Origin of the sequence: Paraconexibacter antarcticus (assembly GCF_024220175.1) — a bacterium.
Lineage (GTDB): Bacteria > Actinomycetota > Thermoleophilia > Solirubrobacterales > Solirubrobacteraceae > Paraconexibacter > Paraconexibacter antarcticus.
In genome coordinates this window covers 315,737-333,653 of sequence record NZ_CP098502.1, presented here as the reverse complement: position 1 = coordinate 333,653, position 17,917 = coordinate 315,737, and the positions used below count along the sequence as shown (strand labels likewise).

Genomic DNA, 17,917 nt, shown 5'->3' with positions numbered 1-17,917 from the left:
GGTGTCCTCGCCCCATCCTGCTGGACGCCCACCCGCGACACAAGGGTCTGCCCACGATCACACGGATTTCGGTGCACAGGTAGCATTCCGCCGCGATGGCGTCCGAGCCCGCCCGCGCCCAGCCGCTGCAGATCTTCACCCCGGTCCGGCGGGCCTGGGGGCTGTGGCTGAAGCTCAGCTGGCCCCCGGCGGAGCGCTTCTCGCCCGTCGCCCGCTTCGTCAAGGCCCCGCTGAAGCGCCTGCGGTTCATCCACTTCGCCCACTGGTCGCTCCTGACGCACATGCCGCCGCGCGGCGGCACCCGCCTCCCGTACCCGTACGTCGTCTTCTCCACGACGTTCAACGGGGACGTGAACGCGTACATCGACGCGTTCTCGATCCTCATCCCGTGGCGGATGCGGCTGCTGTGGCAGGGGGCGTTCCACTTCCCGGGCCCGGAGCCGCTCGGCCGGTTCCGCCGCTTCATCACCGAGCGGGTCGTCCCGACCGAGCACTTCCACTGCGCCTATCCGCAGGCGTCGGTGAAGATGATCCTCGGGGCGCTGGAGCTCGAGGAGGAGCTCGGACGGCTCCGCCGCGAGGCCCCCGGGATGGACGACGCGGAGTTCGCCCGGCGCTGGCGGCAGCTGCTCGGCCGCAGCGGGGCGGTCCTGTGAGCCGGCACGTCGCCTACACCGTCATGGCCCCGGTCCGGGCGGGCGAACGGGACGGCCTCGCCCGCGCGATCGAGGCGCTGGGCCCGTCGGACGGCAGCCCGCTCACCGCGATCCCGGGGCTCCACATGGGCCGCGTGACCCTCATCGAGCGCCTCGAGGACCCGCGCGGCGCGACCGCGCCGGCCCTCGGACCCTATCTCTTCGTCGTCGTCGACGCCGACCCGCCGGAGGCCGCCGTCGTCGAGGGGCTGGCCCGGGCGTGCGCGCCGCTCTTCGCCCGCTGCGAGGGCTGCCCGGACACCGACGACCGGCGCGCGCTCGCCACGTGGCTCGCCGACCACCGCATCAAGGACTCGTGGACGATCATGCCGTACGCCGAGCACTCGCTCCCCGAGGTCGAGCGGGCGCTGGCGCTGCGCGAGCGCTTCGGCCGGTTCGCCGCCGCCGAGGCGCTGAACCCGGGCGCCGCGGGCCTGCGCGACCGCTTCCTCGCCGAGTTCGGGGCGGGCTGAGCGGATGGGCGTCGAGCTCCACGAGGTCCAGGGCAACGTCCTCGCCGGGTACGGCCCGGACTTCCCCCGGGCGAGCTTCCGCTTCTGCCGCATCGACGACGCGGACGCCGCGCGCGCCTGGCTCACGACGCTGCTTCCCGCCGTGACGACCGCCGCGCCGTGGCCGGACACCGAGAAGCCGTCGCGGACGCTGAACGTCGCGCTCTCCTCCACCGGGCTCGAGGCGCTCGGGATGCCGCCGGCCGCGCTCGCGGCGCTCCCGGCCGAGTTCCGCGCCGGCATGGCCGCCCGGGCGGGCCACCTGTGCGACCGCGACGAGGACGCTCCGGACCGCTGGCAGGAGGGCCTCGACGACCGCGTGGCGCAGCTCGTCGTCACCGTCCACGTCCGCTCGGCCGACCCGGCGGTGCTCGCCGCCGCCGTGGGCGAGACGGCCCCGCCGCCCGGCGTCACCGTCCTGCACGATCAGCACACCGCGATGCTCACCGGGGGGCGCGAGCACTTCGGCTTCAGCGACGGCCTCGCCCAGCCGGCGATCGACGACGACGTCGCCGGGCCGTACCACGGCACCGGGACCCCGGGCCGGCGGCGGCGCCGGGTCGGGCGCTGGGCGAAGCTCCAGCCCGGCGAGTTCATCACCGGCTACCCCGACGAGGACGCCGATACGCCCGGCGGCCCGCCGCCGCTGGACCGCAACGCGACGTACATGGTCATCCGCAAGCTCGATCAGCACGTCGGCGCCTGGGAGCGGCAGGTCCACCGCTGGGCCGGCGGGGACCCGGCGCTCGCCGAGGCGCTGGCGGCGCAGGTCGTCGGCCGCTGGCGCAACGGGACCCCCGTCGAGCGCTCGCCGCACGCCCCCGACCCCCGCCTCGACGACCCGGCCCCGCCGGCGACCCCCGCGGCCCGCGCGGAGCGCTTCGCCCTCCTGAACGACTTCGGCTACGCGGGTGGCCGTGCCGACCCGCGCTGCCCGGCCGGCGCCCACATCCGCCGCGCGAACCCGCGCGACGCGTTCGGGGACGGCCGCCTCGCCCGCCGTCACCGGATCGTGCGGCGCGGGATGCCGTACGGCCCCGAGGTGGCCGATGCCGATCGCCTCACCGAGCGCGACGAGGTCGAGCGGGGCCTGTTCTTCGTCTGCTACCAGGCGTCGATCACCCGGCAGTTCGAGCTCATCCAGCGCGAGTGGCTGCGGGACGGGGACGCCTTCGGCCTCGGCCGCCAGAACGACCCGCTGCTCTCGCCCGGGGATCCGGACGGGCGGCTCATCGCCCACCACCGGGGTGACCCGCGGCTGCTGACGCCGTACGAGCGCTCGGTGACGCTCCGCGGCGGCGGCTACTTCGTCGTGCCCTCCCGCTCGGCGCTCGCCGCGCTCGCCACGCCGCCGCACTGAACACCGGCCGTACGGGGCCGATGAACATCGTTCAGTCGTTTGTCACGCCCCGTAAGCGATGGCCCACCGAGCGACTCCCCCGAACCAGACCTTCGTCTTCGCCGACATCGTCTCCTACACGGCGATCACCGAGCGCGAGGGCGACGCCCGCGCCCTGGAGGTCGCCTCCACGCTGGCGGCCGCCGCGGCGCTGATCGCGTCCGACACCGGCGCGCAGCTCGTGAAGTGCATCGGGGACGCGGTCATGCTCTGCGTCGACGACGCGCGCATCGGGCTGGGCGTGGCGCTGCGCCTCAAGCGCGACCTCGGCGCGGTCCCGGGTTACCCGGAGCTCCACGTGGGCGTCCACTCCGGACCGGCGCTGCTCGCCGACGGCGACTGGTTCGGCCACACCGTGAACATCGCCGCCCGGGTGACGAACGCGGCGGCGCCCGGCGAGGTCCTCTGCACCGACGCGACCGTCGCGAGCTGCCGCGCGACGTACGGCCTGCGGTTCGTCGCCCACGGCCCGCGGGCGTTCAAGAACGCCTCGGCGCCGATTCCGATCTTCACCGTCCTGCCGGCGCCGGCCCGCTTCGTGCGGGAGCCGGACCTCGCGCCGACGGCACCGACGCAGCCCATGACACGCGAACTGGAGGTCGTCGCATGATCCGCCGCGGGGCACACAACGGGGCACCCGGGACCGGGGGGTACCGGGCGCAGGAGGGGGCACCGCTCCCGGCGGCTTCGGGGCCGCCGCGCGGCGGGAGCACCGGGGACACCCGGGGCACCGGGGAACCGGGACGGGCCCGGCAGGCTGCGCTTGGGGGCGCGGCCTGCCGGATCCCGGCCTTCGCGACCTACGCGACGGTCGCCGACTGACCGAGCGGGAAGCGGACGCCGGTGAGCTCCTCCGAGCGCTCCCAGAGCCGGCGCGCCATGTCGGCGTCCTTCGCGCGAGGGCTGCGGCGGACGAGCACCGGGGCGCCGCGCAGCTCCAGCAGGCCCTTCGGCCCCGCGTAGCTGCCGCCGGCGACGTCGCCGGTCGCGGCGAGGAGCGTGGGCAGGGCGCCGCCCTCCTCGTCCTGCGCGAGGACCCGGTTGCCGACCGCGAGCAGGCCCCCGAAGACCGGGTTGCCCGTGTGGCCCTGCAGGTGGGTCGCCGCCCACCCGGGATGCGCGGCCGTCGCGATGACGGGCGAGCCGGCGGCCTCGAGGCGGCGCTGCAGCTCGGCGGTGAAGAGGAGGTTCGCAAGCTTCGACTGGCCGTACGCGCGCCAGCGGTCGTACCGGCGGCGCTCCCAGTTGAGGTCGTCGAGGTCGATCCTGCCGACGTAATGCGCGCCGGACGCAACGGTGACGACGCGGCCGGTGACCTGCGGGAGCAGGAGGTTCGTCAGCGCGAAGTGGCCGAGGTGGTTCGTCCCGAACTGGGTTTCGAAACCGTCGGCCGTGCGGCCGAGCGGGAGCGCCATGACGCCCGCGTTGTTGATGAGCAGGTCGACCGGCCCGCTCACGGAGGCGGCGAACTCGCGAACGGAGGCGAGGTCGGTGAGGTCCAGGCGGCGCACCTCGGTGGATCCGGTCATCGCCGCCGCGGCCTCCTCGCCCTTGGCGACGGTGCGGACGGCGAGGATGACGCGGGCGCCCGCGGCGGCGAGGCGACCGGCGGCGGCGCGGCCGATCCCGGAGTTCGCCCCGGTGACGACGGCGGTCCGGCCGGCGAGGTCCGGCAGGTCGGCGACGGTCCATGAAGGTGACATGGACGACAATGTAGCTAGTGACAACAATGCTGTCAACGTCTACTTCGTCCGGTACCCTGCGGGGGTGACCGACGTTGCCGAACGGCGCTACCACCACGGGAACCTCCGCGAGGCCCTGCTCGACCGGGCCGCCGCGATCGTCGCCGAGCGGGGCGCCGCCGACCTCTCGTTGCGGGAGATCGCGCGCGACGTCGGGGTGAGCCACGCGGCCCCGCGGCGGCACTTCCCCGACCGGCAGGCGCTGCTCGACGCGCTCGCGCTGCACGGGTTCGAGCGCCTCGGGGCCGAGCTCGCCGCAGCTGCCCGCGCCGGCGGGCGCAGTGCCTTCCGGACGCGCCTGCGTCGCTGCGCCGCCGCCTACGTCCGCTTCGCGACGCAGGACGCCGCCCTGCTCGAGCTCATGTTCGCCGGCAAGCATCGCGAGCCCGACGGCCCGCTGCACGACGCCGCGGACGCCGCCTTCGCCACCGTCGTGGCGGTCATCGCCGCCGGCCAGGAGGCGGGCGAGCTGCGGCCCGGCGACCCGGCCGAGGCGGCGATGGTGCTGTTCGCGACGCTGCAGGGCCTCGCGAGCATGCTCACCGGCGGAATGCTCGACGGCACGACCCCGGAGGCGGCGGTACGCACGAGCGTTGACGCGCTGCTGGACGGCCTGCGCCCGCGGTAATCCGCGTCCGCACTGGACAGGTGTCCGGTGCGCTGATCTACTGGTCGCGGGATGGGGGCACGACGGATCGTGAACCGCGGGGTACGGACGCTCGCACTGGGCGTCTTCGTCGCGCTGCTCGCGCCCGCCGGGACCGCGCTCGCCGACACGCCGGCCGAGCGGCTCGCCGCGGCCGCGGGCGACGTCACGGGGGCGACCGCGTCGCGCTTCGGCGCGCTCGACGACCAGGGCGCGTCGCTCGACGGCCTGAAGGTCATCCAGGCCGGCGGGACGTACCTCGGCGTCTACCACGCCGTCGCCGGGCCGTCCTTCGCCGTCCACCTCGCGACCTCGACCGACCTGCTGCATTGGACGCGCCGCGCCACGCTCGACACCGACAGCTCGCAGGCGACCATCGAGCCCGTCCCCGGCGGCGGCTTCCTCGTCGCCTACGAGAAGGGGTTCACCGCCGACGTCCTGCCGGTCGTCGGCCTGCCGCCGCAGCTCTCCACGGTGCAGGGCCTCATCGGCCGCGCGCGTGTCCGGCTGCGGTACTACCGGACGCTCGCGACGTTGCTCACCGGCCATCCGGCCCGCCAGTTCACCGCGCCGCGGACCCTCGCGCTCACCGCCGAGGGCACGCCCGACATCCAGTCGGTGACGCTGAAGCACGGTCGCATCGGCCGCTCGACGATCACGCTCGGGCTGCACTACTTCGCGAACACGACCGGCGACCTCTTCCCCGACGCCGACCGCCAGGCGACCGCGACGCTGACGAACTTCCTCGTGTGGAAGGAGCAGGACGCGGCCGCGATCAACACGGCCTTCCTCACCACGCCGCGGTGGCACGCCGGGTTCACGGGGCCGCCGACCGGCAACTTCGGCGACCGCGACGGGATCGTCCTCGACGGCGCGCCGCTCGCCCTGCACGAGACGCAGTACACGGCAGGGCGGTTCGCGACCTGGCGTCTGTTCCTCCGCGAGACCGACTCGAACCGCGTCACGCCGCTCGAGGTGAGGACGCCGGGCGGAAGCCGCGCCTTCGGCAACCCGACGGTCACGGCGGTCACCGACCCCGCCGGCCGCCCCGCCCTGCTCTTCTCGATGTTCGTCTTCTCCGAGGCCGCGGCGCCGGGCGAGGCGGGCGAGCTCGTGTTCTACCGCGAGCGGTAGGCGCCGAGTGTGGCTGGGCTTCCGCTCCGCGGAACCTCATCCACACTCAGCGTGCGGACGGCGATCAGGCCCGTTCAGCGTCGTACTCGTCGCGGCGGCGCCACCACGCGCCGGTCTCGTTTCGCCCGAGCGGTGCGCGGTCGAGCCACTGGTACATGCCCCACAGGCCGTCGAGGCCGCGCGCGTACGCCGAGTACGTGTGGTGGACGACGCCGTCCTGCAGCACGAAGGCGCTCATGCCCGGCGCCTCGCGCAGGTAGGTCGTGACGTCGACACCGGCGCTTGCGCCGAACTGAACGGGGATGCTGTCGGGCCCGAGCGTCGCGACGCCGCTCATGTCGGGCCGGCGAAGTTGTAGTCGACGACCCCGTGCATCTGCTCCGCGCTGAACGACGTGCAGAAGTCGGCGTCGAAGTCGCTGCCGAGCGAGGACGCCCAGCGGAAGGACCAGCCCATGCGCCGCCGGTAGGCGGCGAGCCGCTCGATCGGAGCGCGCGAGACGACGGCGAACGCCACGTCGTGGGCCTCGAGGTCCGCGACCGAGCCGTCGAAGCCGTCGGCGATGGCCGAGCACGACGGGCAGCCGGCCGTGTAGTCCGGGCCGAACATGAAGTGGTAGACGAGCAGCTGCGAGCGCCCGGCGAAGAGGTCGGCGAGCGTCGCCGGGCCGTCCTCGGTCTGCAGCCGGTACGCCTTCTCCACGGGGACCCAGGGAAGGGCCTGGCGCCGCCGGGCCAGCTCGTCGCCCTGGCGGGTGTGCTCCTTCTCGGCCGCGAGGAGATCGAGTCGGGCGGCGCGCCACGCCTCGCGGGTGGCGGTGGGGTGCGGGGTCATGCGGACAGCTCCTTCTGGACGAGGGCGATGGCGACCGCAGCGGCCATCAGGGGCAGGGCCATGGGGTCGAACGCGATGAACGCCGCCATGAGCCCGACGCACCAGGCGCCGAAGCGCACGCCCGACCGACGCTCGGCCCGGCAGCGCCGCCGGCAGCCGCGGGCGGCCGGGGTCAGCTCGTACAGGACGGCGGCGACCACCACGATCGCCGCGACCGCCGGGGGGGGGCGGCGTGTAGACGGCGAAGATCGCCAGGCCCGCGGCGAGCCACACCGCCAGGTAGGCGGCCGCGAACCGCGGGGCCGCGAGCGAGCCGGCGCCGGTGTGCGCGCTGCGGCGATCGCGGGCACGGTGCCCGGGAACATCATCGCCGCCGTCATCGCCGCCATCGCCGGGGTCGAGGGCAGCATCAGCGCACCCGGGTGTCCGGCAGCGGCTCGCCGGTCTCGAGCAGCGTCTTGAGGTTGGCGACGACGCGCGGCCAGCCGCCGGAGATCATGCCCGCGAGCACGCCGCCCGGCTCGAGGTCGTCGTGGATCACGGTGAGCTTCACCTGCTCGCCGTCGAGGTCCTCGATCTCGAAGGTGACCTTCGAGCGGCGCTCGCCGGCCACGCGCGCGCGGCGCTCCTCGTCGATCCCGACGGCCTGCGCCCACTCGGGCGTGAAGCTGTGCCAGGTGTAGGCCAGGCGGGTGTAGGGGTCGGCCTCGACGACGTGCTGACCGTCGCCGGCGACGGTCACGCCGCGCTGGACCCAGGTCATCGGCGCCGCGGGCGTCCAGTCGCTCTCGAACGTGATGTTCCAGTACCGCGCCGTGAAGGCCGGGTCGGTGAGCCCCTGCCAGAGGCGCTCGGGGGTCGTCTTGATGAACGTCGTGTAGACGAACGAGGGCGTGTCCGTGGGGGTCGCCTCCAGGGCGGTCTTGAGGTCGGCGAGCGCGACGCGGGGCTGGTCGTACCGCGTGATCCAGCGCTTGGCGATCTCGTGGATGGGCGCCGCGTTGAGGTAGTGCAGCTTCTCGCGGCCGCGGCGGACGGTGGTGATGAGGTTGGCCGCCTCCAGCACCGCGAGGTGCTTGCTGACCGACTGGCGGGCCATGTCCAGGTGCGCGCACAGCTCACCCAGGGTCTGCCCGCTGCGCTCGTTCAGCGCGTCGAGCAGCAGGCGCCGGCTCGGGTCGGCCAGGGCCTTGAACGCATCGTCGATCGAGGGATATGCAGCCATCTGGCTGTGTATATTAGGTAGCCAATTGGCTGCATGTCAAGCGGCCCCCAGAACGATGAAGGGCCCCGAGTCCGGGGCCCTTTCGGTGATACGCGGCGATGGCACCTCCCAGACTCGAACTGGGGACACCGCGATTTTCAGTCGCGTGCTCTACCAACTGAGCTAAGGCGCCGCGGGAGCGATGTTATCGAGGACGCGCCGCGCGGTGCCGTGTCGCGAGCCGGCCCTCAGGCCTCGGCCGCCTGCGGGTCCGGCCGGACGACGACCGTGTCCGCGATCGGGACGATCTCGTCGACCGGGAGCGTCGCGCGCGAGGCGTGCTCGCGGATGGCCTCCGGGCTCGACGCCTCGTAGATGCAGAGCGTGCCGAGCGCGCCGTCCTCCTCGGCGAGGACGTAGCTGCGGATCCAGCGGATGTCGTCGGACATCTCCTCGTCCCCGACCTGGGTGGACCGGGCGGCCGCGGCCTCGAGATCCGGCCCGGACGCGAAGCCCTTGCGGCGGATGATCGCGTACTGCTTCATGACGATTGCCTCCTGGATTGTGGTGTGTTGACCCGTGGGGCGAGACTACGCCGATCCGGCGCCCACGTCATCCGGGTGGCCACGGGCTGCGCTCCGGCGGCACGCGCCCGGGCGGGCCTATCCTCGCCCGATGAGCTCCGCCGCCCCGCCGCTGCTGCTCCCGTTCGCGGAGGCGACGTACGTCCGCGACCTCGCGGGCCTGTTCGTGGCCTGGGAGGCGGACGCCGCCCCGGCGCCCGAGCTGCTCGTCCTGAACGACGCGCTCGTGCGCGTGCTCGGCGGCGACCCGGATGCGCTGCGCACCCCGGCCGGCGTCGGGCTCCTCCTCGGCAGCGGGCTGCCCGACGGGCATCCGACCGTCGCGCAGGGGTACGCCGGCCACCAGTTCGGCGGCTGGTCGCCGCGGCTCGGCGACGGCCGGGCGCTGCTGCTCGGCGAGGTCATCGACGCCGGCGGGGTCCGGCGCGACGTCCACCTGAAGGGCTCCGGGCGCACCCCGTTCGCGCGCGGCGGGGACGGGAAGGCCGCCGTCGGCCCGATGCTCCGCGAGCACCTCGTCAGCGAGGCGATGCACGCGCTCGGCGTCCCGACGACGCGCGCGCTCGCCGTCGTCGCCACGGGTGAGACCGTGCGGCGCGAGACGCCGCTGCCCGGCGCGGTCCTCGCCCGGGTCGCCGCGAGCCACCTGCGCGTCGGGACCTTCCAGTACGTCGCCGCGACCCTCCGCGACGGGGATCTCCTGCGCCGGCTCGCCGAGCACGCGATCGCGCGGCATCACCCCGATGCGGCGGCGGCGGACCGTCCGGCGCTCGCGCTGCTCGACGCGGTCGTGGCGGCCCAGGCCGCGCTCATCGCGCGCTGGATGCACGTCGGCTTCGTCCACGGCGTCATGAACACGGACAACATGACGATCTCGGGCGAGACGATCGACTACGGCCCGTGCGCGTTCATGGACGCCTACGACCCGGGGACCGTCTTCAGCTCCATCGACCACGGCGGCCGCTACGCCTACGGCAGCCAGCCCGCGGTCGCGCAGTGGAACCTCGCCCGGCTGGCGGAGGCGCTCCTGCCGCTGATCGGTGACGACCAGGAGTCCGCGGTCGCCGCCGTCATGCCCGTGCTCGAGGCGTTCCCCGACCGCTTCGCCGCGGCCTGGCGCGACGGCATGCACGCGAAGCTCGGCCTCGCCGACGGCCCCGGGGACGAGGAGTCGCTCGTCGACGGGCTGCTGACGCTCCTGGGTGATCACGACGCGGACTGGACGTCGGCGTTCCGGGCGCTGGCCGGGTACGCCCGCGGGGACGGGGACGCGCTCACCGGGGTGGTCGCGGCGCCCGCGGCCTTCGCCGACTGGCTGCGCCGCTGGACGGCGCTCGGGCCAGACCCCGACGCGATGGACCGCGTGAACCCGCTGTACATCCCGCGCAACCACCTCGTGGAGGACGCGCTCGCGCAGGCGACCGCGGGCGACCTCGGGCCCTACCGGCGGCTGCTCGACGCGGTGACGCGGCCGTTCGAGGCGCGGGCGGGGCTCGAGGCGTACGCGCGGCCTTCGGGCGATGGCGGGGACGTGTATGTGACGTACTGCGGGACGTAGCGCGCCGTTCTCCGCCCTTCGGTGGCGACGGCGCAGCGTTCACGGCGGCAGAGACGACGGGGTCGGAGGCCTCCGAGCAAGCGGAATGCAGCCGGTCAGCCTCAGCCTGACTGGCTGCATTGCGGTCGCCGGGACGCTCACTCCGCGCCCGCAATGCAGCCAGTTGCGCTGAGCGACAGAGGCTGCATTGCGGTTGCGCGGCGGCGGCGCTCGTCCGCCGTCTTCAGACGCTGTAAGCGCACGCGCACAGTCGTTGCGCCCACGGCAGACCGGGCCTTCGCACCGCAGCCTGCGACCATGGGGGTTCGATGACCGACGCATCCCACACCCCCGACGCCCCCGCCGCACCCCCGGCCGCCGCGCACAACACCCCCACCGCCGACGCCCCCGAAGCCGCCGAGCCCGCCGCCGCTGAGGCTCCCGACGCTCCCGCCGCCGCCGAGTCCCCCGAGGCTCCCGCCGCGCCCGAGCCCGAGGCCCCCGCGCCCGAGCCCGAAGCCGCCGAGCCCGAGCCGGAAGCCGCCGCGCCCGAGCCCGAGGCCCCCGCGCCTGAGCCGGAGGCCGCCGAGCCCGAGCCCGAGCCCACACCCTCCGCCCCCGAGCCCGAGGTCACCGGCTTCGCCGCGCTCGGCCTGCGGTCCGAGCTGCTCGAGTCCCTCACGGCCCTCGGCTACGAGGAGCCCACGCCGATCCAGCGCGAGGCGATCCCCCCGGTCATCGCGGGCCGCGACCTCCTCGGCCAGGCGGCGACCGGCACGGGCAAGACGGCGGCGTTCGCGCTCCCGATCCTCCACCGGATGCCGCCGCTCGGCGCCGGCACGCACCCCGCGGCGCTCGTCCTCGTCCCGACACGCGAGCTCGCGATCCAGGTCTCCGAGGCGATCCACAAGTACGGCCTGAAGATCGGCGCCCGCGTGCTGCCGATCTACGGCGGCCAGCCGATGCAGCGCCAGCTGAAGGCGCTCGCCCGCGGGGTCGACGTCGTCGTCGCCACCCCCGGCCGCGCGCTGGACCACATCAACCGCAACACGCTGAAGCTCGCGGGCCTGCAGATGGTCGTGCTCGACGAGGCCGACGAGATGCTCGACATGGGCTTCGCGGACGACATCGAGTCGATCCTCTCGGCGACCCCGCCCGGCCGGCAGACCGTCCTCTTCTCGGCGACGATGCCGGGCCGGATCGACAAGATGGCCCGCAAGCACCTGCGGGACCCCGTCCGCATCCAGATCGAGCGCGAGCGCCCCGCTGCCGGCGAGGGGCCGCAGGTCCGCCAGAGCGCGTTCATCGTCAGCCGCTTCCACAAGCCGGCGGCGCTCGGGCGCATCCTCGACATCGAGTCGCCGGCCGCCGCGATCGTCTTCTGCCGCACGCGCGACCAGGTCGACCAGCTCACCGACACGCTCAACGGCCGCGGCCACCGCGCCGAGGCGCTGCACGGCGGCATGACCCAGGAGCAGCGCGACAAGGTCATGGGCCGGCTGCGCGCCGGGACCGCGGAGCTCCTCGTCGCGACCGACGTCGCCGCCCGCGGCCTGGACATCGACCAGCTCACGCACGTCGTGAACTACGACGTCCCCGCCGCCGCCGAGGCCTACGTCCACCGCATCGGCCGCGTCGGCCGTGCCGGGCGCGAGGGCGTCGCCATCACGCTCGCCGAGCCGCGCGAGCACCGGATGCTCAAGACGATCGAGCGGGTCACCGGCCAGCGGATCGGCATCGAGAAGATCCCGACCGTCGCCGACCTCCACGCCCGCCGGCTCGAGGCCACCCGCGGCGCGCTCCACGAGCTGCTCACCGCCGACGACCTCGAGCACGCCCGCGTCGTCGTCGAGAGCCTCACCGACGAGTTCGACCTCATGCAGGTCGCGCTCGCCGCGGTGAAGCTCGCGCACGAGCGCGCCGGTGGCTTCGAGGCCGACGACGAGGACGAGATCCCGCAGGTCTCGATCAAGCCCGAGCGCGCGGGCGGGCCCGGTGGCGGCCGTCCCGACCGCGGACCGGGGGGCGCCGGCGGCGCCAAGCCCTGGGAGAAGCGTGGCCCGGGCGGCCCGGGCGGGCCGAAGGGCGGCGGCAAGGGCCGGCCGACCGACGGGCGTCCGATGACCCGGATCTTCATCGGCGCGGGCCGGAGCGGCAACATCCGCCCGGCCGACCTCGTCGGCGCGATCACCGGCGAGTCCCACATCACCGGCCGCGACATCGGCGCGATCCAGATCTCCGAGAAGTTCTCGCTCGTCGAGGTGCCGGAGGGCGACGCCGAGCAGGTCATCGCCGCCCTGCGCGCCGGGACGATCAAGGGCAAGAAGACGACCGTGCGGCGCGAGAAGTTCTGACCCGGCGTGCGGTCCCGTGGGGCATATACCCCGACGAGACCGCACGCCGCCGTCCGGGCCGCGACCGGGCCCGCGCTCAGACGGCGGCCGCCGTCCGGGCCGCGACCGGGCCCGCGCTCAGACGGCGGCCGGCTCGGCGTCGGGGGCGGAGGCCGGGACCTCGTCGCGCCGCGTGACGACGTGGTCGGCGAGCGTGAAGCGGCGGGTCTGCCGCTCGAACGCCGCCATGAGGTCCGGCCACAGCGTGACGTTGCGGCCGTCGTCCGCGAGGTACCAGCTCGAGCACCCGCCGCTGAGCCAGACCGTCGGCTCGCTGCGCCGCTGGATCTCGACGTTGTAGGCGTGCTGGACGTCCTCGCGCGGCTCGATCGTCGCGAGGCCCTCGCGGTCCATCGCGTCGAGGCAGGCGACGGCGTAGTCGAGCTGCGCCTCGATCATCGTCACGATCGACCCGGCCCCGAGGCCCGTGTTCGGGCCGAGGAGCGTGAAGAGGTTCGGGAAGCCCGCGACCGACGTGCCGAGGTACGCCTCCGGCGCGCCGGCCCACACCTCCTGCAGCGTCCGGCCGTCCCGCCCGACGACCCTCGCGGCGGCGGGCATCTCGGTCACCTGGAAGCCGGTCCCGAGGACGAGCACGTCGAGGTCGTGGCTCACGCCGTCCGCCGTCACGATGCCCTGCGGCGTGACGCGCGCGATGCCGGCCGTCACGAGCTCGACGTGCGGCTGCGCGAACGACCGCAGGTAGTGGTTCGAGAGCGTGATGCGCTTGCAGCCGAGGCGGTAGGACGGCGTCAGCGCGGCGTGCAGCTCCGGGTGGTCCGGGAGCTGGCGCCTGAGGTGCAGGCGGCCGAGCGCCTCGAGCGCCTTCATGACCCCGGGGCGCCGGGTCATGATGAGGTTCCCGAGTTCCATGTAGAGCGTCGTGAAGGCGCGGTCGGCGCGCTGCGTCACCGGCAGGCGGCGGAAGAGCAGCCGCTCGACGCGCGTGGTGCGGCGGTTGACGTGCGGCAGGACCCACGCCGGCGAGCGCTGGAAGACGTCGAGGTGACCCGCGACCTTCGCGAGCTCGGGGATGACCTGGATCGCCGAGGAACCCGTCCCGATGACGCCGACGCGCCGGCCCTCGAGGGCGAGGTCGTGGTCCCAGCGGGCGGTGTGGACGACCGGCCCGGCGAACGTGTCGAGGCCGTCGATCTCCGGGAGCTTCGGCTCGACGAGCCCGCCGGTGCCGGTGATGAGCCGCTCGGCGAGCCACTCGCCGTCGCTCGTCTGCAGGCGCCAGGCGAGCGCCTCCTCGTCCCACGCCGCCCGCTCGAGCGAGACCCCGAAGCGCAGGTGCTCGATGACGCCCTCCTCCTCCGCGCAGCGGCGCAGGTAGCGCTGGATCTCCCCGCGGGGCGAGAAGGTCTCGGGCCAGTCGGGGTTCGGGAGGAAGGAGTACGAGTAGAGGTTCGACGGCACGTCGCAGCGGCAGCCGGGGTAGGTGTTGTCCCACCAGGTCCCGCCGACGTCCGGCGAGCGCTCGAGCACGACGAAGTCGCGATGGCCCGCGCGCCGGAGGGAGATCGCGGCCCCGAGGCCCGAGAAGCCTGCGCCGATGATGGCTGTCCGGATGCGCTGAGGCGTCATATACGGAACTGTACATTCAAAGCCCGGCCCGGGTTACGCGTCCGTATATTCACGCACCGCGCGAATGCGGAGGCCGCCGCCACCGTCCCCTGCCGCGCCCCGCCCACGCGGCCTGACCCCCGGCGACGAGGAACCTGAAAGCATCCTCACGCGCACGTACCACCCCTTAGGAGCTCAGATGTCGCTGTCCCAGGACGCCCCGACCGTCGCCGCCGACCCGCTCGCCGGGGTCACCACCCTCTGCGAGCTCTTCCAGGCGACGGTCGCCCGCGTCCCCGAGCTGACCGCGCTGCGGACCGTCGGCGGTGGCGTGGAGCTCACGTGGGGCGAGTACGGCGCACGCGTGCGGTCGATCGCGGCCGGGCTCGCGGCGCTCGGCGTCCGCCGCGGCGACGCCGTCGCGATCATGCTGACGAACCGGCCGGAGTTCGCGCTCGTGGACGCGGCGGCGATGCACCTCGGGGCGACGCCGTTCTCCGTCTACAACACGCTGCCCCCGTCGGACATCGCGTTCCTCATGGGCAACGCGGGCAACCGGGTCGTGGTCTGCGAGCAGCAGTTCGCGGGTGCCGTCCTCGAGGCGGCGGCCGGCGGCGGCGTCGAGCACGTCTTCGTCGTCGACGGCGAGGTCGAGGGGACGCGCACGCTCGCGGACCTCGAGGCCGGAGGCGACCCGGCGTTCGACTTCGACGCGGCGTGGCGCGCCGTCACCGGCGAGGACGTCGCGACGCTCATCTACACGTCGGGGACCACCGGCCCGCCGAAGGGCGTGGAGCTCACCCACGCGAACCTCCTCGCCGAGCTGCGCGGCTGCGAGGCCGTCCTGCCGCTACGCGAGGGCGACCGCCTCATCTCCTTCCTGCCGCACGCGCACATCGCCGACCGCTGGGGGACGTACTACTCGTCGATGGTCCACGGGTCGACGGTGACCTCGGTCGCCGACGCGAAGCAGATCCTCGCCGCGCTGCACGACGCCCGGCCGACCGTCTTCGGCGCGGTCCCGCGGATCTGGGAGAAGTTCAAGGCGGCGCTCGACGCGGGCATCGCGGCCGAGACCGACCCGGCCCGCCGCGGCGCGATCGCGCGGGCCCTCGAGGTCGGCGGACTCGTCGCCACCGCCCGCAACGCCGGCGAGCCGGTCGACGACGCGCTCGCCGCCGAGCACGCGAAGCTCGACGAGCTCGTCCTGCGCCCGATGCGCGCGAAGCTCGGCCTCGACCAGACGCGCCACATCGTCGTCGGCGCCGCCCCGACCCCGCGCGCGGTGCTCGAGTTCTTCCTCGCGCTCGGCCTCCCGCTGCACGAGCTGTGGGGCATGTCGGAGACGTCGTGCTGCGTCGTCATCAACCCGATCGGCGCGATCCGGATGGGGACCGTCGGCAAGCCGATCCCGGGGACGCAGGTGCGGCTCGCCGAGGACGGGGAGCTCGAGGTCCACGGCGCGCTCGTCATGCGCGGCTACCGCGACCAGCCGGAGAAGACGGCCGAGACGATGACCGACGACGGCTGGCTGAAGACCGGCGACATCGCGGCGATCGACGAGGACGGGTACGTCTCGATCGTCGACCGCAAGAAGGAGCTCATCATCAACGCGGCGGGGAAGAACATGTCCCCGGCGAACATCGAGGGCCGCCTGAAGAGCGCGCACCCGCTCATCGGCCAGGCGCTCTGCGTCGGCGACGGGCGGCCGTACAACGTCGCGCTGCTCGTGCTCGACCCCGACGCGGTGCCGGCGTTCGCCGCCGCCCACGGCATCGAGGGCGCCACCGCGTCCGACCTCGCGGAGCGGGACGACGTCCGCGCGGCGCTCACCGCCGCGGTCGAGGAGGCGAACTCCCACCTCGCGCGCGTCGAGCAGATCAAATCCTTCGCCATCCTCGGCGACGAGTGGCTCCCGGGCGGCACGGAGCTCACCCCGACGATGAAGCTCAAGCGCCGTCCGATCGCGGAGAAGTACGCGGCGCAGATCGAGGCGCTGTACGCGGGCGGTTGAGCGCCGGGTAGGTTCTGGGCCGCCTCGTGAACCGCCCCCGCGTCCTCGCCGTCCTCGCCCTCGTCGTCGCCTTCTCCGGGGCGGGGCTCACCGCCGTCTGGCTGTCCGCCGGCGACAGCCCGAAGAAAGCAGTGAAGACGGTGACCATCCGCGACCCCCTCGCCGAAGCCCTCCGCCAGGTCCCCCGGACCGCCCCGCTCGTCGCGGTCATCGACACCGACACCGGGACCGGGCCGCTGCGCCAGACGCTCGACCTGCTCGGGCGCCTGCCCGGGGCGGACACGCTGGCGAAGGCCGCCGACGCGTTCGTCTCCGGGCACACCGGCCTCTCGCTCACCTCCGACCTGCAGGCGCTCGCGGGCGAGCCGCTCGTCATCGCCAAGAACGGGACGTCCGCCAAGGCGCCTGTCACCGCCGCAATGGTCGTCCCCGACGAGGCGACGCTGACGAGCATCGTCGAGGGCCAGGTCTCCCAGGGGACGCTGACGCCGGCGGGCGGGTACCGCACCGCGGCGCTCTACACCCGCGCCGGCGCGGACGGCGGCGGCGCGATCGCGCAGCGCGACCGGCTGCTCGTCTTCGCGTCCGACCTCGGGTCGCTCCGCTCGGCGCTCAAGCGCGGCGCGCGGCGCAGCGGCGGCGGGCCCTCGGGGCTCACCCGCCCGGCGTTCACCGCGCGCGCCGACTCGGGCGCGAACCCGTCCGCCGCCGTCGCCCGCATCGCGATCAGCGGACCGGCGCTGAAGACCGTGCTCGCGGGCCGCTTCCCGCGGATCGACGGCATGCCGTGGGTCGCGGCGATCCAGGGGGCCGGCGTCGGCGTCACCGCGACGAGCGACGGGCTGCGGCTCCAGGCCCGCATCCGGACCGACGACAGCATCGCCGCCGAGAGCGACCTCCCGATCGTCACCGGGCCCGCGTCGCCCGTCCCGGTCGGCGACGGCGACGTGAAGATCGCCGTCCGCAACCTCGCGCAGCCGATCTTCTTCGCCCTCAAGGCGATCCGCCTGACGAAGCCCGATCTCCTCAAGCCGTACGACTCGGTCACCGGCCTGCTGGCGAAGTTCGCCCAGGTCGACATCGAGGACGACATCCTCGCGACGCTCACCGGCACCTCGACGGTGACGTTCCCCGGCGACGGCCACGTGACGCTCCGGGCCGAGACGAACAACGCCGACGGCGTCCGCGGCGCGCTCATGAAGCTGCGCCGGATCGGGCAGCTCGCGGGCCTCGCCGGGTCGCTCGGGCTCGGCTCGCTCGGGGTCGACACCGGCGGCGGCCTCTCGGTCGACCAGCCCGCCGACGACACCTACACGATCAAGAAGGACGGAAGCCCGATCGCCGTCGTCGGCCTGCGCGACGACATCCTCGTCGCCTCGACCGACCCGGCGGCGAACGTCGACGACATCGCCGGCGCCTTCCCCGAGGGCGGCGAGGTCACCGGCCGCGGCGCCTTCGTGGCGACGGCCACCTCCGCGGCGCTCGCCGACCGGCTCGTCCCGCTGCTCGGGCTGCCCGACCAGGCGCGCGTCGTCCTCGCCGCGCTCGGCACGGTCACCGTCTCCGCGCGGGCGGGGGTGCGGTCGCTGTCGCTGCGGGTGGACGTGCCCGTCCAGGGCTGAGCCGCGAGCCGGACGGCGTCCGGCCGAACGGC

The 17,917-nt window shown here is 74.4% G+C and carries 15 protein-coding genes, 1 tRNA gene and 1 pseudogene; 10 read left to right on the top strand and 7 right to left on the bottom strand.

What is annotated here, in order from left to right; all coding sequences use genetic code 11:
• The first annotated feature begins 95 nt into the window (after nucleotides 1–95).
• From NBH00_RS01755 to NBH00_RS01740, 4 genes are read left to right on the top strand one after another with little or no spacing between them, the layout of a single operon-like run.
• A complete protein-coding gene (locus NBH00_RS01755; RefSeq protein ID WP_254571636.1) occupies nucleotides 96–656 on the top strand; it encodes a hypothetical protein in 561 nt (186 codons plus the stop codon).
• Nucleotides 653–1,168, top strand: a complete 516-nt coding sequence (locus NBH00_RS01750; RefSeq protein ID WP_254571635.1) for an ABATE domain-containing protein — start codon at nucleotides 653–655, stop codon at nucleotides 1,166–1,168. Before NBH00_RS01755 ends, NBH00_RS01750 begins: the two co-directional genes overlap by 4 nt.
• Before the next feature lie 4 nt (nucleotides 1,169–1,172).
• Nucleotides 1,173–2,567: a Dyp-type peroxidase gene (locus NBH00_RS01745; RefSeq protein ID WP_254571634.1), complete on the top strand. Its 1,395-nt coding sequence runs from the start codon at nucleotides 1,173–1,175 to the stop codon at nucleotides 2,565–2,567.
• A 58-nt stretch (nucleotides 2,568–2,625) separates the two neighbouring features.
• A complete protein-coding gene (locus tag NBH00_RS01740; RefSeq protein WP_254571633.1) occupies nucleotides 2,626–3,216 on the top strand; it encodes an adenylate/guanylate cyclase domain-containing protein in 591 nt (196 codons plus the stop codon).
• A gap of 190 nt (nucleotides 3,217–3,406) precedes the next feature.
• Here the strand turns inward: NBH00_RS01740 and NBH00_RS01735 are convergent, their stop codons facing one another.
• Nucleotides 3,407–4,309 carry an oxidoreductase gene (locus tag NBH00_RS01735; protein WP_254571632.1) on the bottom strand — a complete coding sequence of 301 codons (903 nt, stop codon included), beginning with the start codon at nucleotides 4,307–4,309 and terminating at the stop codon, nucleotides 3,407–3,409.
• Between the two features lie 64 nt (nucleotides 4,310–4,373).
• Here NBH00_RS01735 and NBH00_RS01730 point away from each other — a divergent pair, with 64 nt between their 5' ends.
• Together NBH00_RS01730 and NBH00_RS01725 are read left to right on the top strand one after the other, a co-directional pair.
• Nucleotides 4,374–4,976, top strand: coding sequence for a TetR/AcrR family transcriptional regulator (locus tag NBH00_RS01730; protein ID WP_254571631.1), 603 nt, complete (start codon nucleotides 4,374–4,376; stop codon nucleotides 4,974–4,976).
• A 51-nt stretch (nucleotides 4,977–5,027) separates the two neighbouring features.
• On the top strand, nucleotides 5,028–6,128 hold the full coding sequence (locus NBH00_RS01725) for a glycoside hydrolase family protein (protein ID WP_254571630.1): 1,101 nt from the start codon (nucleotides 5,028–5,030) through the stop codon (nucleotides 6,126–6,128).
• A gap of 64 nt (nucleotides 6,129–6,192) precedes the next feature.
• Here NBH00_RS01725 and NBH00_RS01715 read toward each other — a convergent pair.
• The 5 genes and pseudogenes from NBH00_RS01715 to NBH00_RS01695 form a co-directional block, all read right to left on the bottom strand.
• Nucleotides 6,193–6,962: pseudogene (locus NBH00_RS01715) on the bottom strand (DUF899 domain-containing protein).
• Nucleotides 6,959–7,165, bottom strand: coding sequence for a hypothetical protein (locus NBH00_RS01710; protein ID WP_254571627.1), 207 nt, complete (start codon nucleotides 7,163–7,165; stop codon nucleotides 6,959–6,961). The pseudogene NBH00_RS01715 and the gene NBH00_RS01710 overlap by 4 nt, the downstream one beginning before the upstream one ends.
• 206 nt (nucleotides 7,166–7,371) lie before the next feature.
• On the bottom strand, nucleotides 7,372–8,169 hold the full coding sequence (locus NBH00_RS01705) for an ArsR/SmtB family transcription factor (RefSeq protein WP_367401362.1): 798 nt from the start codon (nucleotides 8,167–8,169) through the stop codon (nucleotides 7,372–7,374).
• A gap of 117 nt (nucleotides 8,170–8,286) precedes the next feature.
• A tRNA-Phe gene (locus tag NBH00_RS01700) sits at nucleotides 8,287–8,359 on the bottom strand.
• Between the two features lie 55 nt (nucleotides 8,360–8,414).
• Nucleotides 8,415–8,711, bottom strand: a complete 297-nt coding sequence (locus NBH00_RS01695) for a DUF4242 domain-containing protein (protein ID WP_254571625.1) — start codon at nucleotides 8,709–8,711, stop codon at nucleotides 8,415–8,417.
• 130 nt (nucleotides 8,712–8,841) lie between these two features.
• Here NBH00_RS01695 and NBH00_RS01690 point away from each other — a divergent pair, with 130 nt between their 5' ends.
• Both NBH00_RS01690 and NBH00_RS01685 read left to right on the top strand, forming a co-directional pair.
• The gene (locus NBH00_RS01690; RefSeq protein ID WP_254571624.1) at nucleotides 8,842–10,308 is read left to right on the top strand and encodes a protein adenylyltransferase SelO; all 1,467 of its coding nucleotides are present in this window, start codon (nucleotides 8,842–8,844) and stop codon (nucleotides 10,306–10,308) included.
• A 308-nt stretch (nucleotides 10,309–10,616) separates the two neighbouring features.
• A complete protein-coding gene (locus NBH00_RS01685) occupies nucleotides 10,617–12,641 on the top strand; it encodes a DEAD/DEAH box helicase (protein ID WP_254571623.1) in 2,025 nt (674 codons plus the stop codon).
• A 117-nt stretch (nucleotides 12,642–12,758) separates the two neighbouring features.
• Here the strand turns inward: NBH00_RS01685 and NBH00_RS01680 are convergent, their stop codons facing one another.
• Nucleotides 12,759–14,270 carry a flavin-containing monooxygenase gene (locus NBH00_RS01680; RefSeq protein WP_254571622.1) on the bottom strand — a complete coding sequence of 504 codons (1,512 nt, stop codon included), beginning with the start codon at nucleotides 14,268–14,270 and terminating at the stop codon, nucleotides 12,759–12,761.
• 178 nt (nucleotides 14,271–14,448) lie between these two features.
• On the opposite strand from NBH00_RS01680, the gene NBH00_RS01675 reads away from it, so the two are divergent.
• Both NBH00_RS01675 and NBH00_RS01670 read left to right on the top strand, forming a co-directional pair.
• A complete protein-coding gene (locus NBH00_RS01675) occupies nucleotides 14,449–16,263 on the top strand; it encodes an AMP-dependent synthetase/ligase (RefSeq protein ID WP_254571621.1) in 1,815 nt (604 codons plus the stop codon).
• A 26-nt stretch (nucleotides 16,264–16,289) separates the two neighbouring features.
• Nucleotides 16,290–17,885 (top strand): hypothetical protein, encoded by a 1,596-nt coding sequence (locus NBH00_RS01670; RefSeq protein ID WP_254571620.1) that lies wholly within the window; start codon nucleotides 16,290–16,292, stop codon nucleotides 17,883–17,885.
• Nucleotides 17,886–17,917 lie beyond the last annotated feature (32 nt).